At 40.6% G+C, this 18,556-nt stretch carries 16 protein-coding genes and 1 tRNA gene; 11 read left to right on the top strand and 6 right to left on the bottom strand.

Translation table 11 applies throughout. The features are described from left to right. Window positions 1-6 precede the first annotated feature (6 nt). From WBF63_RS08950 to WBF63_RS08930, 5 genes are all read left to right on the top strand, one after another. A tRNA-Asn gene (locus WBF63_RS08950) sits at window positions 7-80 on the top strand. Between the two features lie 37 nt (window positions 81-117). Further along, on the top strand, window positions 118-252 hold the full coding sequence (locus WBF63_RS08945) for a GIY-YIG nuclease family protein (protein ID WP_424369371.1): 135 nt from the start codon (window positions 118-120) through the stop codon (window positions 250-252). 80 nt (window positions 253-332) lie between these two features. Further along, on the top strand, window positions 333-1,544 hold the full coding sequence (locus WBF63_RS08940; protein WP_424369370.1) for a phage tail sheath family protein: 1,212 nt from the start codon (window positions 333-335) through the stop codon (window positions 1,542-1,544). Window positions 1,545-1,633: 89 nt separating this feature from the next. Further along, window positions 1,634-5,080 carry a M36 family metallopeptidase gene (locus WBF63_RS08935; RefSeq protein WP_424369369.1) on the top strand — a complete coding sequence of 1,149 codons (3,447 nt, stop codon included), beginning with the start codon at window positions 1,634-1,636 and terminating at the stop codon, window positions 5,078-5,080. A gap of 89 nt (window positions 5,081-5,169) precedes the next feature. After that, on the top strand, window positions 5,170-6,873 hold the full coding sequence (locus WBF63_RS08930) for an Ig-like domain-containing protein (protein ID WP_424369368.1): 1,704 nt from the start codon (window positions 5,170-5,172) through the stop codon (window positions 6,871-6,873). A gap of 23 nt (window positions 6,874-6,896) precedes the next feature. On the opposite strand, the gene glmS is transcribed toward WBF63_RS08930, so the two are convergent. Genes glmS through WBF63_RS08915 form a run of 3 tightly spaced genes read right to left on the bottom strand, consistent with a single transcriptional unit; the run spans window position 6,897 to window position 11,217 of the window. After that, window positions 6,897-8,744 carry a glutamine--fructose-6-phosphate transaminase (isomerizing) gene (gene glmS, locus WBF63_RS08925; protein WP_424369367.1) on the bottom strand — a complete coding sequence of 616 codons (1,848 nt, stop codon included), beginning with the start codon at window positions 8,742-8,744 and terminating at the stop codon, window positions 6,897-6,899. A 9-nt stretch (window positions 8,745-8,753) separates the two neighbouring features. Next, a complete protein-coding gene (locus WBF63_RS08920) occupies window positions 8,754-10,391 on the bottom strand; it encodes a DUF4270 domain-containing protein (RefSeq protein ID WP_424369366.1) in 1,638 nt (545 codons plus the stop codon). A gap of 7 nt (window positions 10,392-10,398) precedes the next feature. Then, window positions 10,399-11,217 (bottom strand): glycogen/starch synthase, encoded by an 819-nt coding sequence (locus WBF63_RS08915; protein WP_424369665.1) that lies wholly within the window; start codon window positions 11,215-11,217, stop codon window positions 10,399-10,401. 110 nt (window positions 11,218-11,327) lie between these two features. On the opposite strand from WBF63_RS08915, the gene panC reads away from it, so the two are divergent. From panC to WBF63_RS08900, 3 genes are read left to right on the top strand one after another with little or no spacing between them, the layout of a single operon-like run. Continuing rightward, entirely contained in the window at window positions 11,328-12,170 is an 843-nt protein-coding gene (gene panC / locus WBF63_RS08910; protein ID WP_424369365.1) for a pantoate--beta-alanine ligase, read from the top strand. Window positions 12,171-12,207: 37 nt separating this feature from the next. Next, a complete protein-coding gene (gene panD, locus WBF63_RS08905; RefSeq protein ID WP_424369364.1) occupies window positions 12,208-12,558 on the top strand; it encodes an aspartate 1-decarboxylase in 351 nt (116 codons plus the stop codon). Beyond that, window positions 12,558-13,550 (top strand): lysylphosphatidylglycerol synthase transmembrane domain-containing protein, encoded by a 993-nt coding sequence (locus WBF63_RS08900; protein ID WP_424369363.1) that lies wholly within the window; start codon window positions 12,558-12,560, stop codon window positions 13,548-13,550. The genes panD and WBF63_RS08900 overlap by 1 nt, the downstream gene beginning before the upstream one ends. Here WBF63_RS08900 and WBF63_RS08895 read toward each other — a convergent pair. Continuing rightward, window positions 13,537-13,866: a hypothetical protein gene (locus tag WBF63_RS08895; protein WP_424369362.1), complete on the bottom strand. Its 330-nt coding sequence runs from the start codon at window positions 13,864-13,866 to the stop codon at window positions 13,537-13,539. The genes WBF63_RS08900 and WBF63_RS08895 overlap by 14 nt on opposite strands. A gap of 95 nt (window positions 13,867-13,961) precedes the next feature. Between WBF63_RS08895 and radA the strand changes: the two genes are divergently transcribed. From radA to WBF63_RS08880, 3 genes are all read left to right on the top strand, one after another. After that, a complete protein-coding gene (gene radA / locus WBF63_RS08890) occupies window positions 13,962-15,317 on the top strand; it encodes a DNA repair protein RadA (protein WP_424369361.1) in 1,356 nt (451 codons plus the stop codon). Between the two features lie 68 nt (window positions 15,318-15,385). After that, on the top strand, window positions 15,386-15,586 hold the full coding sequence (locus tag WBF63_RS08885; protein WP_424369360.1) for a dodecin family protein: 201 nt from the start codon (window positions 15,386-15,388) through the stop codon (window positions 15,584-15,586). 60 nt (window positions 15,587-15,646) lie between these two features. Beyond that, entirely contained in the window at window positions 15,647-16,048 is a 402-nt protein-coding gene (locus WBF63_RS08880; protein ID WP_424369359.1) for an acyl-CoA thioesterase, read from the top strand. Here WBF63_RS08880 and WBF63_RS08875 read toward each other — a convergent pair. Together WBF63_RS08875 and WBF63_RS08870 are read right to left on the bottom strand one after the other, a co-directional pair. Further along, window positions 16,045-16,644, bottom strand: coding sequence for a response regulator transcription factor (locus WBF63_RS08875; RefSeq protein WP_424369358.1), 600 nt, complete (start codon window positions 16,642-16,644; stop codon window positions 16,045-16,047). The two genes, WBF63_RS08880 and WBF63_RS08875, sit on opposite strands and share 4 nt — an antisense overlap. Further along, window positions 16,625-18,532 (bottom strand): tetratricopeptide repeat-containing sensor histidine kinase, encoded by a 1,908-nt coding sequence (locus WBF63_RS08870; RefSeq protein WP_424369357.1) that lies wholly within the window; start codon window positions 18,530-18,532, stop codon window positions 16,625-16,627. Before WBF63_RS08870 ends, WBF63_RS08875 begins: the two co-directional genes overlap by 20 nt. Window positions 18,533-18,556 lie beyond the last annotated feature (24 nt).

The following is an 18,556-nucleotide window of genomic DNA, read 5'->3' as shown; positions in this document are numbered from 1 at the left end:
GAACACTCCTCCTTAGCTCAGTTGGTTAGAGCATCTGACTGTTAATCAGAGGGTCCTTGGTTCGAGCCCAAGAGGGGGAGCAAAAGACAGCTAAATCAGCTGTCTTTTTTTATTTATATGCACTGGGTTTATATCATATATTCAACAGAATTGGACACTTATTACATAGGTGAAACTTCTGATTTAGATAGGCGAATAGAGTGGCATAATCAAATGGAAATTGCTTCTTACAAAATTTCTTTAAAATCATAATAAATTACCCTGAAATCATAAGCAAATAACATTCAATCCATTATTTATAAGTAACTTACACCTCTCTAAAACTCTCTCTAATGGCAAAACTCAATTCTCCAGGTATATACACGGAAGAAATACCTCGATTCTCATCCCCTGTGACAGAAGAGGCCTCAGCCGTACCTGCATTTATAGGCTATACAGAAATCACTGAAAAATCAAGTAACACACTGATAAACAACCCTCTGAAAATAAATTCTATCGCCGAATTTGAATCAATTTTCGGCGGAATTTCCAAAAAAAGAATCAAATCAAATCCAGTATTCTATCTCTACCATTCGCTCAAACTTTATTTTAAAAACGGCGGAAATCCCTGCTATATAATTTCGCTTGGCGACTTCAATTCCCAACCCGATAAATCAGCATTTCAGTCCGCTTTGGATGAACTCGATAAAATCAACGAAATCAGTCTGGTTCTCTTTCCCGATGCAGTTTGCCTGAGTGATTCAGACCTGGGAGAAGTTCAAAGATATGCTTTGACAAAATGCAGTCAGCACCTCCATCGTTTTTGCATCCTTGACATAAAAAATCATACCGATGATTTGGGATTCTGGGAAGGCATTGAAAACTTCCGGCAACATCTGGGAACCCAAAACTTAAAATACGGCGCTGCCTATACGCCTTGGCTTCAAATTCATTCGACCACTCCAAATTACCGTTACCGCAAAGAAGTCATTGAAATCCCACCTTCAGGAGCAGTTGCGGGTATATTCTGCCAGAACGACCAAAACAGGGGAGTCTGGAAATCCCCTAGCAGCCTCTCGCTCAGCGCAGTCTGGGATCTCAGCCGACAGATTACAGCCAGGGAACAGGAAAAGCTTAATGTGGATTTAATTTCGGGAAAGTCCATCAATGCAATTCGAGAATTCCCGGGTCGGGGAATCCGGGTCTGGGGTGGAAGAACGCTCGCAGGAAACGATGCCGAATGGAGATATATCAACGTCACCCGTTTCAGAATGTTCATTCATAAAAATATCATGAATTCCACTGCATGGGTTCTTAAAGAAGCAAATGACGTTCCTCTCTGGATGGGGCTAAAAACAGTGATTCAAAATTATTTGTATCTCTGCTGGCGAAACGGTTCTCTGGCAGGCATAAAACCCGAAGATGCTTTTTACGTTCGTTGTGGTCTCAATCAAACCATGAGTCAGAGCGATATTGATGCAGGAAAATTAATTTTAAAAGCCGGAATTTCCCTCTTAAGACCTGCCGAATTTCTGACAATCACGATAGAATATAATTTCACCTGAATGCAGATTAGATTTGAAATTGAGAAACTTAAAATAAATTTTCTACTAAATTTTTCTCTACATTAGCATATCTTTAATTAACATCACATATGATAAAACATTTATTTAGACTCAGTTTCCTGGGTTTTGTATTGACGGGATCGAGCCTTTTTGCTCAGATTTCCAGCCGGCCGGATGACAGTGTAATTCGTCAGGCAATACAAAAATCCGAACAAGGTAAAATCCTCTCAAGCGGTGACATATCTTATGAACTCACTGATTTTCACAGAAGCAAAAAAAGCGGTGCACAGCATATATATATGCGTCAGAAATTTAATGATCTTGAAATCATCGGTACCGAATCTTCCTTACATCTTTCAAGTGACGGAAAGATTTCATCGGTCAAAAACAGCTTCTTAAACAGCCTCGAAAAACGTGCTGTAAACGCAGCAACCTCACCACAGATTTCAGCTGCACAGGCTGCCGGAGCTGCCTTTGCTCATCTGGGCTATACAGCAACGGGCGCCTTCAGCGTGGTTTCACAGGATTTTACTCCTGACAGAAAAACACTTCTCAGCAACGGAGGTTTCGCTCTGAGCAATATCCCGGCGCGACTGGTTTATGTACTCACCGACGATGGTCAGCTCGAACTGGCCTGGACTCTGTCCATTGAAGCCATGCAAATCAGCGAATGGTATGAGGTACGTGTCAGTGCTTCAACAGGACAGGTACTTAACAAAGGAAGTTACGTCAACTCTTGTGATTTCGGGCATACACATGAGGAAAACCATGAAACCTGGCATTATCACAAGGAAAACATGCCGCAGGTAAATTCATCTCTTTTGCTGACGGGCGTTTATAACGTTTTCCCAATGCCAGTGGAAAGTCCTTATTTCGGATCGCGGGCATTGGTATCAGCCGATGATGCAGTGAATTTAAATGCATCTCCTTTTGGCTGGCATGACACCAACGGTGTAGAGGGACCCGAGTATACCACCACAAGGGGAAATAATGTAAATGCCTATGAAGACGGAAATAATCAGGGATTCCAGCCCAATCCGGGCTCTTCGCTGGTGTTTGATTATCCCTTTGATCAGAATTATTCAAACAGCACACCATACGAAGCTGCTGCTATCACCAATTTGTTTTATTGGAACAATATCATACACGATGTGTTTTATGAATATGGATTTGATGAAGTAAGCGGAAACTTTCAGCAAAACAATTATGGAAACGGCGGACTTGGTAACGACTACGTAAGAGCAGAAGCTCAGGATGGAAGCGGAACCTGTAACGCAAACTTCGCTACACCTGCCGACGGAAGCAATCCTACGATGCAGATGTATGTCTGCGGAAACAAAGACGGGGATTTTGATAATGTGGTAATTACCCACGAATACGGTCATGGAATTTCTACCCGTCTGACAGGAGGACCTGCAACGAGCAGTTGTCTTTGGAACAATGAACAAATGGGAGAAGGCTGGAGTGACTGGTTCGGTTTAATGCTCACCATGCAAGAAGGTGATCAGGGAACTGACGCCCGCGGAATCGGAACCTATTTATTTGGACAAGGACCAAACGGACCCGGAATCCGTGCTTATAAATATTCGACCGATATGACCGTAAATCCGCATACGTACAATAGCATCAAGACTGCGGCCGTTCCTCACGGAGTAGGAAGCGTATGGGCTGTAATGTTGTGGGATCTCACCTGGGCTTTGATCGACGAATATGGTTTTGATGCCGATATTTATAATGGAACTGGCGGAAACAACATTGCCATGACACTGGTTGTAGAAGCACTGAAACTACAACCTTGCAGTCCCGGATTTGTGGACGGTAGAGATGCTATTCTGGAAGCTGATTTTCTTTTGTATGGCGGTGCCAATCAATGTCTCATCTGGGATGTTTTTGCCAGAAGAGGATTGGGCGTAAGTGCAAGCCAGGGTTCATCAGGCAGCACAAACGATGGAGTGGAAGCATTTGACACACCTTCTGCCGAAGCTGAATTTATCGCACCCAATGATGTATGTATAGAAACGCCCGTTATGACAGGACTATCAGGCGGAACACCTCTGGGCGGTGTTTACAGCGGGCCGGGTGTGACCGACGACGGAAACGGTATGACCTATACATTTGATCCTGCTGCAGCCGGAGTAGGCGTTCATACCATTACCTATTCGGTTCCTGAAACTTCCTGCGCACCTCCTTCTTCTGATACAGATCAGATTGAAGTTACACCGGGTCTGATGGTTGAATGCCCTGCAGATATTGAAGTTTCGGCAAGCAGTGATGCCTGTTCGGCGATTGTGAACTACGCAATGCCGGCAGCTATGACTACCTGTACCTTTGCAAACGGTGAAAACTTTGATTCAGTGGGAACTCCTAACCTGCCCGATGGCTGGACTACAAGTAATCAGACAGGGGCAACCAATAACTGGGTGACCGTAAGCACACAATCTTCTTCCAGTCCGAATTCAGTTTTTGCAGCTGATGTTTCGACGGTGAGTCTGAATTCACTTACCTCTCCTTCTTATCTGATAGACAGTTCGTCTCCAAAATTGAAATTCGATATTTATTATAATTCAGAAAGCGGATATGACGGTGCCGTTCTGGAATATTCAACCAACGGCGGATCTACCTGGTCCGATATTTTATCAGGAGGTGGAACCTTTGTTACAGGGGCTTACAACAGTACTTTGAGCACAGGATTTAGCAATCCATTACCAGGAAGACAAGCCTGGTCAGGAAACTCAAACGGATTTATCCCGGTAGAAATCAATTTAAGTTCTTCCTTTGACGGACAAAATCTGATGTTCCGATGGAGAATGGGCAGCGACATCAGTGTCAGCAATACCGGTATCTGGATAGACAACATTGAAATCGAAGGTATTTATACACCAAGTCCTGTGGTGACACAAATCGCCGGACTTCCGTCAGGAAGCGAATTTCCTGTAGGAACTACTGTTAATACTTTTGAAGTAAACGACGGAACCAATACATCAACCTGTTCGTTCAATGTAACCGTAACAGACGATGTAGCACCGGAAATCATCTGCCCGGAAGATACCACCATTGAGGTAGAGCCGGGAGCCACTTACACTCTTCCTGACTATTGGGCAGATGGCGCTGTGACTGCAGTTGACAACTGTTCGGATGTTTCAAATCAAACCCAAAATCCTGCGCCGGGAACTCAACTTGCAATCGGTGCACATACCATCACATTTACAGTTCAGGACAGTTCGGGCAATACCGCCACTTGTACTTTTGAAGTAACGGTCGATGAACTGATGGGTACTTCCGATGCCGGATTCAGCAATCTGATAAGCATTTATCCGAATCCTGCCGATAATCAAGTGGTAATTGCCAACAAAACGAAACAAACCATTCAGAAAGTTGTGATTCTGGATATGTCCGGAAAACTAATTCAGGAAGTGAATCTGAATAATTCACTTGCAGAAAATCCGGTTTCCATCAAATCTTTGCCAACCGGCACTTATTTGCTTCAGATTGTAGGTGAAAAACAAACTGTGGTTAAAAAATTAGTTAAAAAATAAGATAATTTTAATTTTGAATAAGGCTGCCGGGTAACCGGCAGCTTTTTTATTGCCAATAATTCAGGATGCCACTCCCACTAAATTGATTTTTGACTAAATTGCAGCAGAATTTCATTATGCGGTTTTTAACAATTATTTTTAGTATTCTGATTCTTTTTTCCTGTGCAAGACAAGGAACGCCAAGTGGTGGACCCAAAGACACCGAACCACCTAAATTTCTCAGTGCAAATCCCGATACACTTTCACTGAATGTACCTACAAACCTCAAAGAAATAAAAATCGATTTCGATGAATTCATCCTCCTGAAAGAACCCAATCAGAATATTGTAGTTTCGCCACCCTTGGGCAGCACTGCTACTTTTGCACCGGTTGGTTCAGCCAACCGCTCTCTCCGTATTCAACTCAATGAACCTTTGCAGGAAAACACTACTTACAACATCAATTTCGGGAATGCTATTCAGGACAATAATGAAGGAAATAAACTCTCTTATTTCCAATATGTGTTCTCGACCGGAGATTATATTGATTCTCTGAAGATTTCGGGGAAAGCAAACATTCCCGGGCTTAGAAAACAACCTCAAAATCTGGTTGTGGCTTTGTTTAATATTGATTCAACTTATAATGACAGCATTGTTTTCCGGCAAAAACCTTTTTATGTTTCACGCCTCGATTCTGCCAATAATTTTAACCTGAATTATCTGCGTCCCGGAAAATACCAGATGATTGCCTTTGATGATGAAGTTCAGAATATGCAGTTTGACCTGGGAAAAGAAAAATTCGGATTTATTGATAATCATGTAGAATTAACTGAAAATCAGGAAATAAACATTGAATTATTTAATCAGCTTCCACCTTATCGTGCCGATAAAGCCGAACAAAAAGGATATGGTCATATCGTTTTTCGTTTCAACGGACAACCAGAAACGGTTGAAATAGAACCGGTTGACTTTGAATTTAATACGTCTAAAATTTCTTATGAACCCAAAAGTGATTCCCTGAATTTCTGGTTCAATCCGGCAGTGGATTCCATCGCAGAAAATTCCAAAAGAATTAATTTCGCAGTAAAACATCAAGAACAGACCGATACGATTTCGGTGGTTTATTCAAACGGAAAGCAACATAAACTTTCGCTTGACAGAAAATCCAAACTGGAAATTGCACCTTCAAGAAAGCTCAGATTTACTGCTAATTATCCGGTTGTCTATCTGGATTCATCTCGGGTGACGGTTTTAAAAGACTCCCTTGAACTTCCTGTCCGGCTGATTCCTGATTTGAAAGATGAAAACAGTTTTACGCTTGATTTTCCGGTTGAACTTTCCTCCACTTATCGTGTGGAACTTCTGCCCGATGCCGTTAGCGATTTCTTTGGCAAAACCAATGATACAATTCAGTTTGACCTCAGAACCAGAACCCGAAACGATTTCGGGAATCTCAAACTCCGCCTGCAAAACAAACCGGAACATCCGTTTTGGATTCAATTACTGAATGATAAAGACGAAATTCTGGATGAAAAATATACCACTGCAATAGAATTTGACTACAATCATCTCACAGCAGGAAATTATTATTTCAAAATTTTGGTGGACGAAAACGAAAACGGTTTTTGGGATACCGGAGATTTCCTTACCAAAAAACAACCCGAAAAGGCTTTTGTTTATCCGTCTCTGATCAATGTCCGGGTTTTATGGGACTTGGATGAAACCTGGGTTTTGCCTGCTAAACAGGAAGAGATTTTGATTGAAATGGATGAAAATGAAAAATCCCCTTCCGAAACAGAAGAGGATTTACCTTGATATTTTATTTCTGATTATTTTACTTATTCTACGGTTACAGACTTCGCCAGATTACGCGGCTGGTCCACGTTTCGGTCCAATTTAACTGCGATATAATAAGACAACAATTGCAATGGAATAGCTGCCAAAATCGGGCTGAATTCTTCAGAAGAATTCGGGATTTCAATTACATGATCCGCAATTCTTCTCACTTCACTGTCGCCTTTGTTGACCACAGCGATGATTTGTCCTTTTCTCGCCTTAATTTCCTGTGCATTGCTCACTACTTTTTCGTAATGACCGGTTTTGGTTGCGATAATCACCACCGGCATATTTTCGTCGATCAATGCTATCGGTCCGTGTTTCATTTCTGCAGCCGGATAACCTTCTGCATGGATATAGGAAATTTCTTTCAGCTTCAAAGCTCCTTCCAGCGCCGACGGGAAGTTATAACCTCTTCCCAGGTAAAGCGCATTTGGAGCGTCTTTATAAATTTCTGAGATTTCGATTACTTTTTCTGCGGTAGATTCCAATGTTTCCTGAACCAGTTCCGGAATTCCATCCAGTTCACTGATGAGTGCATTGAATCTTTCATTACTCAGGTTACCATTGTGTTTTCCTAATTTGATAGCAATCAAAGAAAGAATCGTCAGCTGAGCGGTAAAGGCTTTGGTCGATGCCACCCCGATTTCAGGTCCGGCATGCGTATAAGAACCGGCATCTGTAATTCTCGCAATGGACGAACCCACCACATTATTGATTCCGTAAATGAAAGCACCTTTTTCTTTGGCAAGTTTCAGCGCCGCCAGCGTATCGGCCGTTTCACCAGATTGGGAAATAGCGATTACGATGTCTCTTTTATTGATAATCGGATTTCTGTATCGGAATTCAGAAGCATATTCCACTTCCACCGGAATTCTCGCCAAATCCTCGATTAAATATTCGGCTACCAGCCCGGCATGATAAGAAGTTCCGCAAGCCACAATGATGATTCGTTTGGCATTCAGGAAACGTTCCTGATGATCCCAGATTCCAGCCATTTTGATGATGCCTTCGTCCACCAAAAGACGTCCGCGCATAGTGTCACGGATGGATTTGGGCTGCTCATAAATCTCTTTCAGCATGAAATGCTCATAACCTCCTTTTTCGATTTCTTCCAGGTTTAACTGGAGTTCCTGTACGGCATGCGTCACCGGAAGGTTATCTTTTATTTTTCTGATATCAACTTCTTTACCCAGAGTGACCGTCGCCATTTCACCATCGTCCAAATAAACGGCTTCCTTCGTAAACTGAAGGAATGGAGAAGCGTCAGACGCAATGAAGAATTCGTTTTCACCAATTCCGATTGCCAATGGACTTCCCAATCTCCCTACTACGATTTCATTCGGATTATGTTTCTCCAAAACGGCAATGGCATAAGCACCGATGACTTCATTCAAAGCATATCTTACCGCTTCGGTCAAGGTTAAATCTTCAGAATTTTTGAAATACTGAATCAGATTTACCAAAACTTCGGTATCTGTTTCGCTATGAAAAACAAAACCTTTCTGCATCAGCTCGGTTTTGATGGTATCGTAGTTTTCGATGATTCCATTGTGAACCAAAACGATGTTACCGTCATTTGACAAATGCGGATGTGAATTCACATCGTTTGGCACACCATGAGTGGCCCAACGCGTATGTCCTACTCCGATGGTGGCTCCGTTATTCAGACTTCCTGACTTTTCTTCCAGGTCTGAAACTTTTCCTTTGGTCTTTACCAAACCAAAATCTTCATCTTCGATGATAACAAGTCCTGCACTGTCATATCCTCTGTATTCCAGTCGTTTTAACCCGTTTATGATAATAGGATAGGCTTCTCTATGCCCAAGGTAACCAACTATTCCACACATAGTTTTAGATTATTTTTGAGTGTAATAAACTTTTAATCGCAATTTTTTATCCTGATTTTCGGAATTACTTCCGTGCAATACTACCCTGTAAGGGTTAAAACTTCTGTTATTAAGAAATGGATCGGTCGTACTCAATACACCTGTATAACTGCTAGATGGGCTCAAAAGGAAATTACCCATGCTCAGTACAACAGAGCCGTCTTCATATATTTCGTTTTTCTCTACAATATCCTTGATATAATCTGTAATTCTGATGGTGTACATCTTAGGATTATCTGCATAATTATACATCGGATTGAATTGAACTGAAAGTGGATAACTGTTGTAGAACGATGAAATATCCGGGAAATTAATGTTTTTCCAAGAATCTCCATCACGGTAATTATTCCACGCAAACAAATAAGGCGGTGTTTTCAGGTTGTGGCTGTCGTCAATGTACAAATTCAGCTCCGCGCCTACTATCGCCCAATCATTGTTCAAAACATTTTGTCTGATTTGATTCAGCTGTTCCTGATCGATTTTAATCACGGTTTTGGTTCCGTCCATTCCGGCAAGGTAAAGTCTGGAATCTCCCTGGGTTGTATTTGGATTTGTATAAGCATTTACAAACTGAACACTTCGGTTGCTGTGATCAAACTGATTGACCTGAACATTATATCCCGCCTGAGGTGCGCTCCAATACGAAGCAAAACTCAATCCATACATTTTGTCCAGATGTTCCGGTTCGTCCTCTCCTTCCTCGGGATTATCATAATGATAATACATAATCAGGTTGAAGGCCGATGAACCCGGCTGGAAATTAAAAATAAATCCCTGGTCTTCCAGTACACTGATTTCAATTCCGCGGAAAAAGTTTCGGATAAAGGCAGAATTATCATTCAAATCAGACGAATTCTGGTTATCAATAAATTTTTGTTTGAAATAATCTTTGTCCAGTTTAATCTGAAATGCAATCGGCGGTATATCTGTCGATGTTGAATTTTTCTTTTTAATCTGATGAGTAGTCACTTTATTCTTAACCACTCCTGAACCTATCACATTGGGAAAAACATCAATCTGATTGATGTTGGGACATCCCTGACAAGGTGCAATGGATGAATTGGAATAATAAATTGAATCTTGCGAATAAAGATATTCGGCTACTTCTCTTACCTGAAGCGTCATTTGCAAATCGGTCTTCCCATAGATTGAATCCAGTTTATAAGTTCTGGAAATCCGCATGGTTGCCGTATCACTTGGCGATTCATTTTCACCCAGGTAAATATAAGTAGTATCGATTTCTACATCCGATTCATCGGATTTATAATAAACCGGAATGGACAAAATCACAGAATCCATTTCAGCATTTTCACCGAAATCAGGATTGAAACTTGTCATTCTCGCCTGAGTAATAAAACGGGCTTTCGTACGTCCGAAAACCGGCTCTTCAAAAACACCCAGCACGCCGCTCTGTAAAACCTGCTCGTCTGAACGGATAGAGTCGTTATTAGTATTATAAGAAATGATATCTACGTATTGGACACTCGCATATGAGCCACTATCCAACAAACCGCTACCTACATCTGAAATATCATCTTCACAGGAAAAAACCGTGAAAGCAGTTGCACACAGAAGAATTACTGCAACCAGATTGAAAAATCTTTTCATCAATTATTTATAAGTTTTCATTCATTAACTCTTCAGCGTAAAAGATATTGTACGCTTCCCCGATTCCTTCTTCCGGGCAATACTCCATAACCGGAATATTTTCTGTCTGCAGATATTTATTAATGGACTCAGGAATGAATTCTTCCCCTTTCACCGCTGCGTCCGCATATTTCAAAGCAGATAAATTTATGGCTTCAAAATCAGGCTTTTTCAGGAAATTTGAAATATCACCATTGATTCCGTCAAATGCCAGTTTCTGGGAAATCTCATTGCTCAATTCTCCATCAAATTGATTATCAAACAAAGAAACTACAACTTTCGCTTCGTTGAAGAAAGAATCTTCGGCATAATAATCTTTTAAATAAGCCGGAACCATACTGGACATCCAACCCAAAACATGAACCACATCAGGTTTCCAGTTTAGTTTTTTAACTGTTTCCAGAACCCCTTTGGCAAAGAAAATCGCCCGTTCATCATTGTCTGAAAATAATTTCCCGTCTTTGTCTGAATACACAGCCTTACGTTTGAAATACTCCTCATTATCAATGAAATAAACCTGCAGACGCTCTCCCGGAACCGATGCAACCTTGATAATCAAAGGCTGATCCATGTCATTAATAATCAGGTTCATACCCGACAACCGAATTACCTCATGCAACTGATGTCTTCTTTCATTTATCACCCCAAATCTTGGCATAAAAATCCTTACATCCGCGCCATTATCACTCATGGCTTTCGGTATGCGTAAAGACTGCTGTGACATCGGGGTTTCAGGAAAATAAGGAATCATTTCTGTAGTTACATACAATATGCGCTTTCCATCCATATCCAAACTCTTTAATTTCTTGAAATAGTGCACAAAGATACGAATTTTATACTAGATTTAGTGGACTTATATTACTTTTGCCTTGTTTTAGATTAATTTAACACCAATTAATGATTCTTTTAAGAAAACCGGGAGAAGCCCAAAACTTTATCACCAATTTGAAGTTATCAAACAAAACAATTGGCTTTGTACCGACTATGGGCGCCCTGCATGACGGACATATCTCATTGGTCAATCAATCCAAAAAAGAAAACGACTTTACCATCGTAAGTATTTTTGTTAATCCCACTCAGTTCAATAATCCCGATGACCTGAAAAAATATCCGCGAACCGAAGAAACCGACATAGCCTTGCTGGAATCTGCGGGTACAGATGCGGTTTTCATCCCTTCGGTCGAAATGATTTATCCGCAAGGACAGATTTCCGAAACTTTTCAATTCCACGGACTGGAAAATCAGATGGAAGGGAAATTCCGGCCGGGACATTTTGACGGCGTTGCCACAGTGGTTAAAAAATTCTTCGAAATCATTCAACCCAACAGGGCTTATTTCGGTGAGAAGGATTTCCAGCAACTCAGAATCATTCAGGAAATGGTAAAACAGTTTAACTTGCCGGTTGAAATCATTCCGGTTCCGATCAAAAGAGAGTCAGACGGACTGGCGATGAGCTCACGAAATATGCGGCTCACACCCGAAATGCGTCAAGAATCAGTCATTATAAATAAAATTCTTTCAGAAGCTAAATCCTTTCTGAAAAATCATACCGTAGCAGAAACCAAAACCTTTGTTTCGGAAGAATTTAAAAAAACACATCTGGAACTAGAATATTTTGAAATTGCCGATGAAGCCCATTTACTTCCGGTTTCAGAAGTCGAAAAAGAAGTGAAAATACGCGGATTTATCGCTGCTTTTGCCGGTGATATCCGCCTGATTGACAATATGTCTTTAAATTAAAACAGATTTTCTCAAAACTGCTTACCTTTGCCCCGTTATGATGATAGAAATTGTTCGTTCAAAAATTCACCGCGTAAAAATTACAGGTGCAGATTTAAATTACATCGGCAGCATTACCATCGATGAAGATTTGCTGGATGCCGCCAAAATGATCGTGGGAGAAAAAGTGCATATCGTAAATCTTCAGAACGGTGAGCGCTTCGAAACCTATACCATCGCAGGAAAACGTGGCGCCGGAGAAATTACCCTCAATGGTCCTGCTGCAAGAAAAGTTCAGGTCGGTGATACTATAATTATCATCGGATATGCTTTGGCTACAATTGAAGAAGCTCAAAACTTCAAGCCGACCATCATATTTCCCAACGAAGAAACCAACAGGCTGGATTAATGAAGTCCAAAATCGGCCAGTTTGTTTTTATCATTGCTGCAGCCCTTCTCGCAGTCATATTTATCTGGCTGACACTCAGACAAACTGATTTTAACGTACTCCAATCAGCCGCGCGCCGTGCTAATTATTTCTGGTTCATCCTTTCTATGGTGCTGAGCATCCTTTCCTATTGGCTTCGTGCCGCAAGATGGAAACTCCTGCTGGGACCCATCGGACATGAAATTCAAACCAAAAGTGCTTTCTGGGCTATCTCACTCGGATATTTCACCAATCTTACCATTCCCCGAAGCGGAGAAATTGCCCGGGCAACTTCTCTTTACAAAATGGAAAAAGTACCGGCCGATAAATCCATCGGAACCATCGTACTGGAAAGAGTAATCGATGTTATCTTTTTGGGAATTTTCTTCGGACTCACCCTGATTTTCAATGCAGAAACCCTTTTTTCCTTTTTCTCTTTTACCGAAAAACCCGAACTGGGAAAATACGGCATCGCTTTCGGAGTTTTGATTCTGATTTTTCTGGTCCTACTCGCTTTCCGCAAAACTTTAAAAGGATTTAGCCTCTACCGAAAAATCGAAGTTTTCATGAAAGGAATCTGGGAAGGATTTAAATCAATTCTACATTTAAAAGAGCGCTGGCTTTTCATATTTTATTCTTTCGCTATTTGGTTTTGTTACTTTTTGATGACCTATGTAGTGATTTTTGCCTTTCCCGAAACTTCCCATTTCGGACTGGGAGAAGGATTTTTCTTAATCGTTTCCGGCGCTTTGGGCATGATACTTCCCGCAGTCGGCGGATTGGGTTATCCTTATGTGATGAGCATTGCTTTTGCTGCGATTTATCTCACACAAGGACAAACGGCAGAAGAAGGCAGAGTAGTTGGAAATTACTTTGGACTGATGCTCTATTTCGCACAAATTATTTCGATTTTAATCTTCGGATTTTTGGCGATTTATTTCATAGGGAAAACACGAAGCTCTAAAGCGCACTAAAAAAGATTATTATCATCAGTGCAATTATAAACTGAACCAACAAGCTAATAAGTACGGAACGGTAAATAGCTTTTAATTTGTTTCGTAATAAATAAACAATGAGCGCCAATACAGAAGTCACAATCGGATAGAACAGAAAAAAACTTATAAATTCACTTTCTCCTATGAATATACTTCCGCCGGTTTCGATGTCCCAGACAGAACTTAACGTATTGGCCAAAATCAAACTCGTATAAAAACAAATTAAAATACTCGCAGCCACTGCCAGAACATTAAACAAACATCCATTTTGGGACTTCGGTTCTGTTTTCTTCATCTTTTATATTTTAATCTTAAAGATAATAAACCCTCAGAATTTCAGGAACAAATTTCTTTAATTACCTTTGAATCTTATTCAATCAGAAAGATTTTATGGCCAAAGTCAAAACTACTTTTTATTGCCAGAATTGCGGCACTCAATACAGCCAGTGGATGGGCCAATGTAAAGCCTGTGGCGAATGGAACACAATTGCCGAGGAAGTAATCGACAAAGGCGAAGAAAAAAAAACATGGAAATCCGACGACTCCAAAAAGCCGAGCATACAAAACATAAAGGAAGTTTCCGAAACCGGCGAAACACGCATCGATACGCTCAATGAAGAACTAAACCGCGTACTGGGTGGCGGCATCGTCAACGGTTCGGTGGTGCTGGTAGGCGGTGAACCAGGTGTAGGGAAGTCCACCCTGATGTTGCAAATCGCACTTCATCTGAAAAACGTGAAAACACTTTATGTTTCGGGAGAAGAATCGGCTTCGCAAATCAAATTAAGAGCCGAAAGAATCGGAATTCATACCGATCAGTGTTACATTCTGACCGAAACCAATACCCAGAAAATATTCCGACATGCACAGGAAATCCAACCGCAGTTAATCGTGGTGGATTCTGTTCAGACTTTGCATACACAATATGTGGAAAGCTCGCCCGGTAGCATTTCACAAATCAGAGAAACCACTTCGGAACTCATTAAATTTGCAAAAGAAACCAATACACCGGTGATTCTCATCGGACATATCACAAAAGAAGGCGTAATTGCCGGACCGAAAATTTTGGAACACATGGTGGATGTCGTACTTCAGTTTGAAGGCGACCGGAACCATATTTACCGCTTGCTTCGCGCCCAGAAAAACCGCTTTGGCTCCACTGCCGAACTGGGAATTTATGAAATGATGGGCAGCGGACTCCGCGAAGTGAAAAACCCGTCAGAAGTCCTGATTTCCAAAAAAGATGAACCCCTCAGCGGAAATGCCATCGCGGCAACCCTGGAAGGCGTCCGTCCGATGTTGATTGAAATTCAGGCACTGGTCAGTTCGGCCGTTTATGGCACGCCCCAACGTTCGGCTACGGGATTTGACACCAAACGACTCAATATGCTGCTGGCGGTTCTGGAAAAACGCGCCGGATTTCAATTGGGCGCAAAAGATGTATTCCTCAATATAACCGGCGGAATCCGCATTGATGACCCCGCGACTGATCTAGCGGTGATTTGCGCTATTTTGTCTTCCAATATGGATGTGACTTTACCCGATAATTGTTTGTTTGCGGGCGAAGTAGGATTGAGCGGCGAAATACGTGCAGTGAATCGTGTAGAACAGCGGATTTTGGAAGCCGAAAAATTGGGTTATGATGTGATTTTTATTTCGAAGTATAATAAAATCAAGAGAAATGACTTCCAGATTAGGGTCGAAACGGTTTCAAAAGTCAACGATCTGATTAAGCTCTTATTTTGATTTCCGGCATTTTTTAGTTAAATTGTAATCCTCAATTAAATTAAATGTCTAACTAAAAATCAAAAACAATGGCTGTATTAAAAGTACTTGAACTTATGTCAAGTTCAGAAAAAAGTTGGGAAGACGCTTCCCGAATTGCAGTAGCAAAAGCTTCTGAAACCGTCAAAAACATCAAATCTGTTTGGGTAAAAGAGCAGAGTATGTCGGTCAAAGATGGAAATATTTCGGAATTCAGGGTTACTTTGAAAGTGACTTTTGAAATTAATTAAATTGAACTTTGAATTTTTATAACGTTCAAATTTATTTGAGCGTTTTTTTAATCTAGAAACATGCGATTTCATACAAGAAAATGGGTAAAACCCGAGGATTTAAATCCCAATAAAACTTTGTTCGGAGGAAAGCTTCTGGCCTGGATTGACGAGGAAGCAGCGCTTTATTCCATCATCCAGCTCGACAACAAACACGTGGTGACCAAGTTTATGTCGGAAATCAATTTCATGGCTTCAGCACGCGAAGGCGATGTGATTGAAATCGGGATGGATGTGGTGAAATTCGGAAGAACTTCGCTGATACTAAGATGTGAAGTGCGAAACAAAATGACCCATGAAACCATCATTACGGTGGATAAAATAACCATGGTCAATCTCGACGAAGAAGGAAAACCCAAACCTCACAACAAAACTCAGATTGAGTACGTAGAAGACCGCCTGAAAATGAATAAAAAGGCTTAGTTCATAATGATGCCGAGGTGAATCGCCTTTTTGATGAGTTCAGAAGTGGTTTTTACGTTGAGTTTGAGGTAGATGTTTTTCTTGTGAGTTTCTACTGTATAATAGCTCAGATTTAATTTATCTGCAATTTGCTCCGAGGAAAGTCCGTTACCGATTTCAACAACTATTTCCTTTTCCCGTTTTGAAAGGTTATGATAGTTTTTAGCCACATCAATGTAAATACTTTTGGGCTTATTGGAAAGGATTTCCTTTACTTTTTTGAGTATAGTCTGACTTGAAGATTCCTTGAGCAGATAGCCATCTACATCTTCATCATCAATCAAATCAGTTTTATAGGTACTTAGTACCAGCACTTTGACTTTGGGATATTTTTCTTTAATTTTTTTAATGAATTCCACGCCATTCATATCCGGCATGGCAACATCTGTAACAATCAGATCCACCGGAGCTTCCTCCATCAATCCCAGAGCTTCACGGGCGTTGTTCATGGCAAAAGCAATATCGTAGCTTTTTTCACTTTTTAAAAGATTCTCAAGACCATCCAGAATCAACTGATGGTCATCGACAATACCAATTCTATGTATTTTCTGTTCCATTCTGCGGTATTTCAATAATAAAAGACGATCCCCTTCCGATTACAGAGTCAATATGTAAATTGCCTTTTAAACTTTTGATTCGTTTGTGTAGATTATCCAGACCCATACCTTTTTTTACACTGGAAAGGTCAAATCCTTTCCCATCATCCTCAACAATGAGTCGGTAACCCGAATCAAAAGTGCAATCTATATAGATGTTTTCGGCTTCGGCGTATTTTAAGCAGTTGGATAGAATTTCCTGAATCGTCCGGTACAAATAATGTTTTTCAACACCTTCTATTTGCTCAAACTTGGTCTCCGGATAGATATTCAGATGTATTTCGCCAGTAAAATAAAATCTATATTCTTTCACTAAATGATTCAATAAATTTACGAAATTTAATTTATCTATTTTATTTTCATTTAATTCATGTGAAATCACACGGATTTCTTTAGAAGCATCTTCCAGCTGGCGGATGCATTCACCCAGTTCCGGATCTTGGATTGAAGTCGTATTGAGCTGATCCATTTTAATTTTTATCGCTGAAAGCTTACCTCCTACACCATCGTGCAGTTCTTTCGCAATCCGGCCACGCTCCAGATTCTGACCTTCAATGAGGTTTCTGGCACGGATGGCTTCCCGCTCTTTTTCAAAAATCATCTTGTCCTGTTCGCCAATGGTCTGCTGGTATTTCATGCGCTGCCTGTAAAAAACAGCCAGGAACAACAAGGGTACAATCAACAAAATAGAACCAATGAAAATCAAACGGTTATTACCCTTCTGAATTTCTTTTTCCTTGTTCAACAACTGAATCTGGTTGTTCTTCCTTTCCACATCAAATTTTGTCTGGGCTTCATGAAACTGTTTGTTTTTTTCAACGCTGAAAATACTGTCCTGAAGATTTTGCTGTATTTTCTGATAATGATAAGCCTGTTCAAAATTACCAAGAGTCGAATAAGCCCTTGATAAACTCTCATACAATTCAATGGTGTAGTCATTCTTATAGCCCTTGCGTAGAATATTATGCGCTTCCTGATAATAACTCAGTGCAGTTCTATAATCAGATTCCGCCTGTTCATAATACTTCCCGAGGTAGTAATAACTGAAATATTCCGCCTCCACATTATCAATGGCTTTACTCAGCTCAAGTGACTCACGCAGATACCGAAGTGAGGTGGAATAGTTTAGCACAGATTTAAAGTTCAGATAAGTAACAGCCAGATTGATCTTGGCCATAATCTGACCATGATAATTATGGTTTTCTTCCTGAATCTGAAGTGCTTTGTTAAGGTAAAATTCCGTACTGTCAATATTGGTTTTCATATAGGAAACCGCCAGATTATTGTAAACAGCCGCCAGATTTGGTTTCTTACCATCACCCTCACCGATTTTCTGAGCCTGGTAATAATACCTTCTCGCACTAACGGTATCTTCCTGCAAAATATAAAGGTCTGCAATATTGGAAAGAACCGCAATTGTATTATCATTAAGCTCTTCTTTTTGCTCTGAAATTTTCAAGGAACTATGATAATTACTCAGCGCATTTTTAAAATCATTCTCAAACGAATAAGTCTGTCCGATCTGATTATAAGCCTTACTTAAAGTATTGAAATCATCCGTTTCACGGGCATATTCTATAGCCTTTCTGAAGTACTCCTGAGACTTCTCATATTCCTGTTTTACAATGAAACAATAGCCGATTCCATAATAAATACGGGCTTCCCAGGAAGGGCTTTTCACAATCTCATTCAGTGCTTTGGCTCTTTTAATGTAGATAAGACCAGAGTCAGGATTAGACTGAACTGTTTCCCTGTACTTTTGGTAATTTTTCTCAATATCGCTTATATTGCTTTGAGACAACAAAGTAGCAGGGAGTATCAAAATTAAGAAAAAGATTAAATTTCTCATTTCGAGGTAAAAATACCAAAATCT

The sequence above is a fragment of the Moheibacter sp. genome, from assembly GCF_049672845.1.
GTDB lineage: Bacteria > Bacteroidota > Bacteroidia > Flavobacteriales > Weeksellaceae > Moheibacter.
This window is presented reverse-complemented; position numbering and strand designations above follow the sequence as displayed.

Excerpts from the sequence above, each read along its gene's own strand:
- WBF63_RS08945 (WP_424369371.1), top strand. The coding sequence starts at position 118 with ATGCACTGGGTTTATATCATATATTCAACAGAATTGGACACTTATTAC.
- WBF63_RS08940 (WP_424369370.1), top strand. The coding sequence starts at position 333 with ATGGCAAAACTCAATTCTCCAGGTATATACACGGAAGAAATACCTCGA.
- WBF63_RS08935 (WP_424369369.1), top strand. The coding sequence starts at position 1,634 with ATGATAAAACATTTATTTAGACTCAGTTTCCTGGGTTTTGTATTGACG.
- glmS (WP_424369367.1), bottom strand. The coding sequence starts at position 8,744 with ATGTGTGGAATAGTTGGTTACCTTGGGCATAGAGAAGCCTATCCTATT.
- WBF63_RS08920 (WP_424369366.1), bottom strand. The coding sequence starts at position 10,391 with ATGAAAAGATTTTTCAATCTGGTTGCAGTAATTCTTCTGTGTGCAACT.
- WBF63_RS08915 (WP_424369665.1), bottom strand. The coding sequence starts at position 11,217 with ATGGATGGAAAGCGCATATTGTATGTAACTACAGAAATGATTCCTTAT.
- panC (WP_424369365.1), top strand. The coding sequence starts at position 11,328 with ATGATTCTTTTAAGAAAACCGGGAGAAGCCCAAAACTTTATCACCAAT.
- panD (WP_424369364.1), top strand. The coding sequence starts at position 12,208 with ATGATGATAGAAATTGTTCGTTCAAAAATTCACCGCGTAAAAATTACA.
- WBF63_RS08900 (WP_424369363.1), top strand. The coding sequence starts at position 12,558 with ATGAAGTCCAAAATCGGCCAGTTTGTTTTTATCATTGCTGCAGCCCTT.
- WBF63_RS08895 (WP_424369362.1), bottom strand. The coding sequence starts at position 13,866 with ATGAAGAAAACAGAACCGAAGTCCCAAAATGGATGTTTGTTTAATGTT.
- radA (WP_424369361.1), top strand. The coding sequence starts at position 13,962 with ATGGCCAAAGTCAAAACTACTTTTTATTGCCAGAATTGCGGCACTCAA.
- WBF63_RS08885 (WP_424369360.1), top strand. The coding sequence starts at position 15,386 with ATGGCTGTATTAAAAGTACTTGAACTTATGTCAAGTTCAGAAAAAAGT.
- WBF63_RS08880 (WP_424369359.1), top strand. The coding sequence starts at position 15,647 with ATGCGATTTCATACAAGAAAATGGGTAAAACCCGAGGATTTAAATCCC.
- WBF63_RS08875 (WP_424369358.1), bottom strand. The coding sequence starts at position 16,644 with ATGGAACAGAAAATACATAGAATTGGTATTGTCGATGACCATCAGTTG.
- WBF63_RS08870 (WP_424369357.1), bottom strand. The coding sequence starts at position 18,532 with ATGAGAAATTTAATCTTTTTCTTAATTTTGATACTCCCTGCTACTTTG.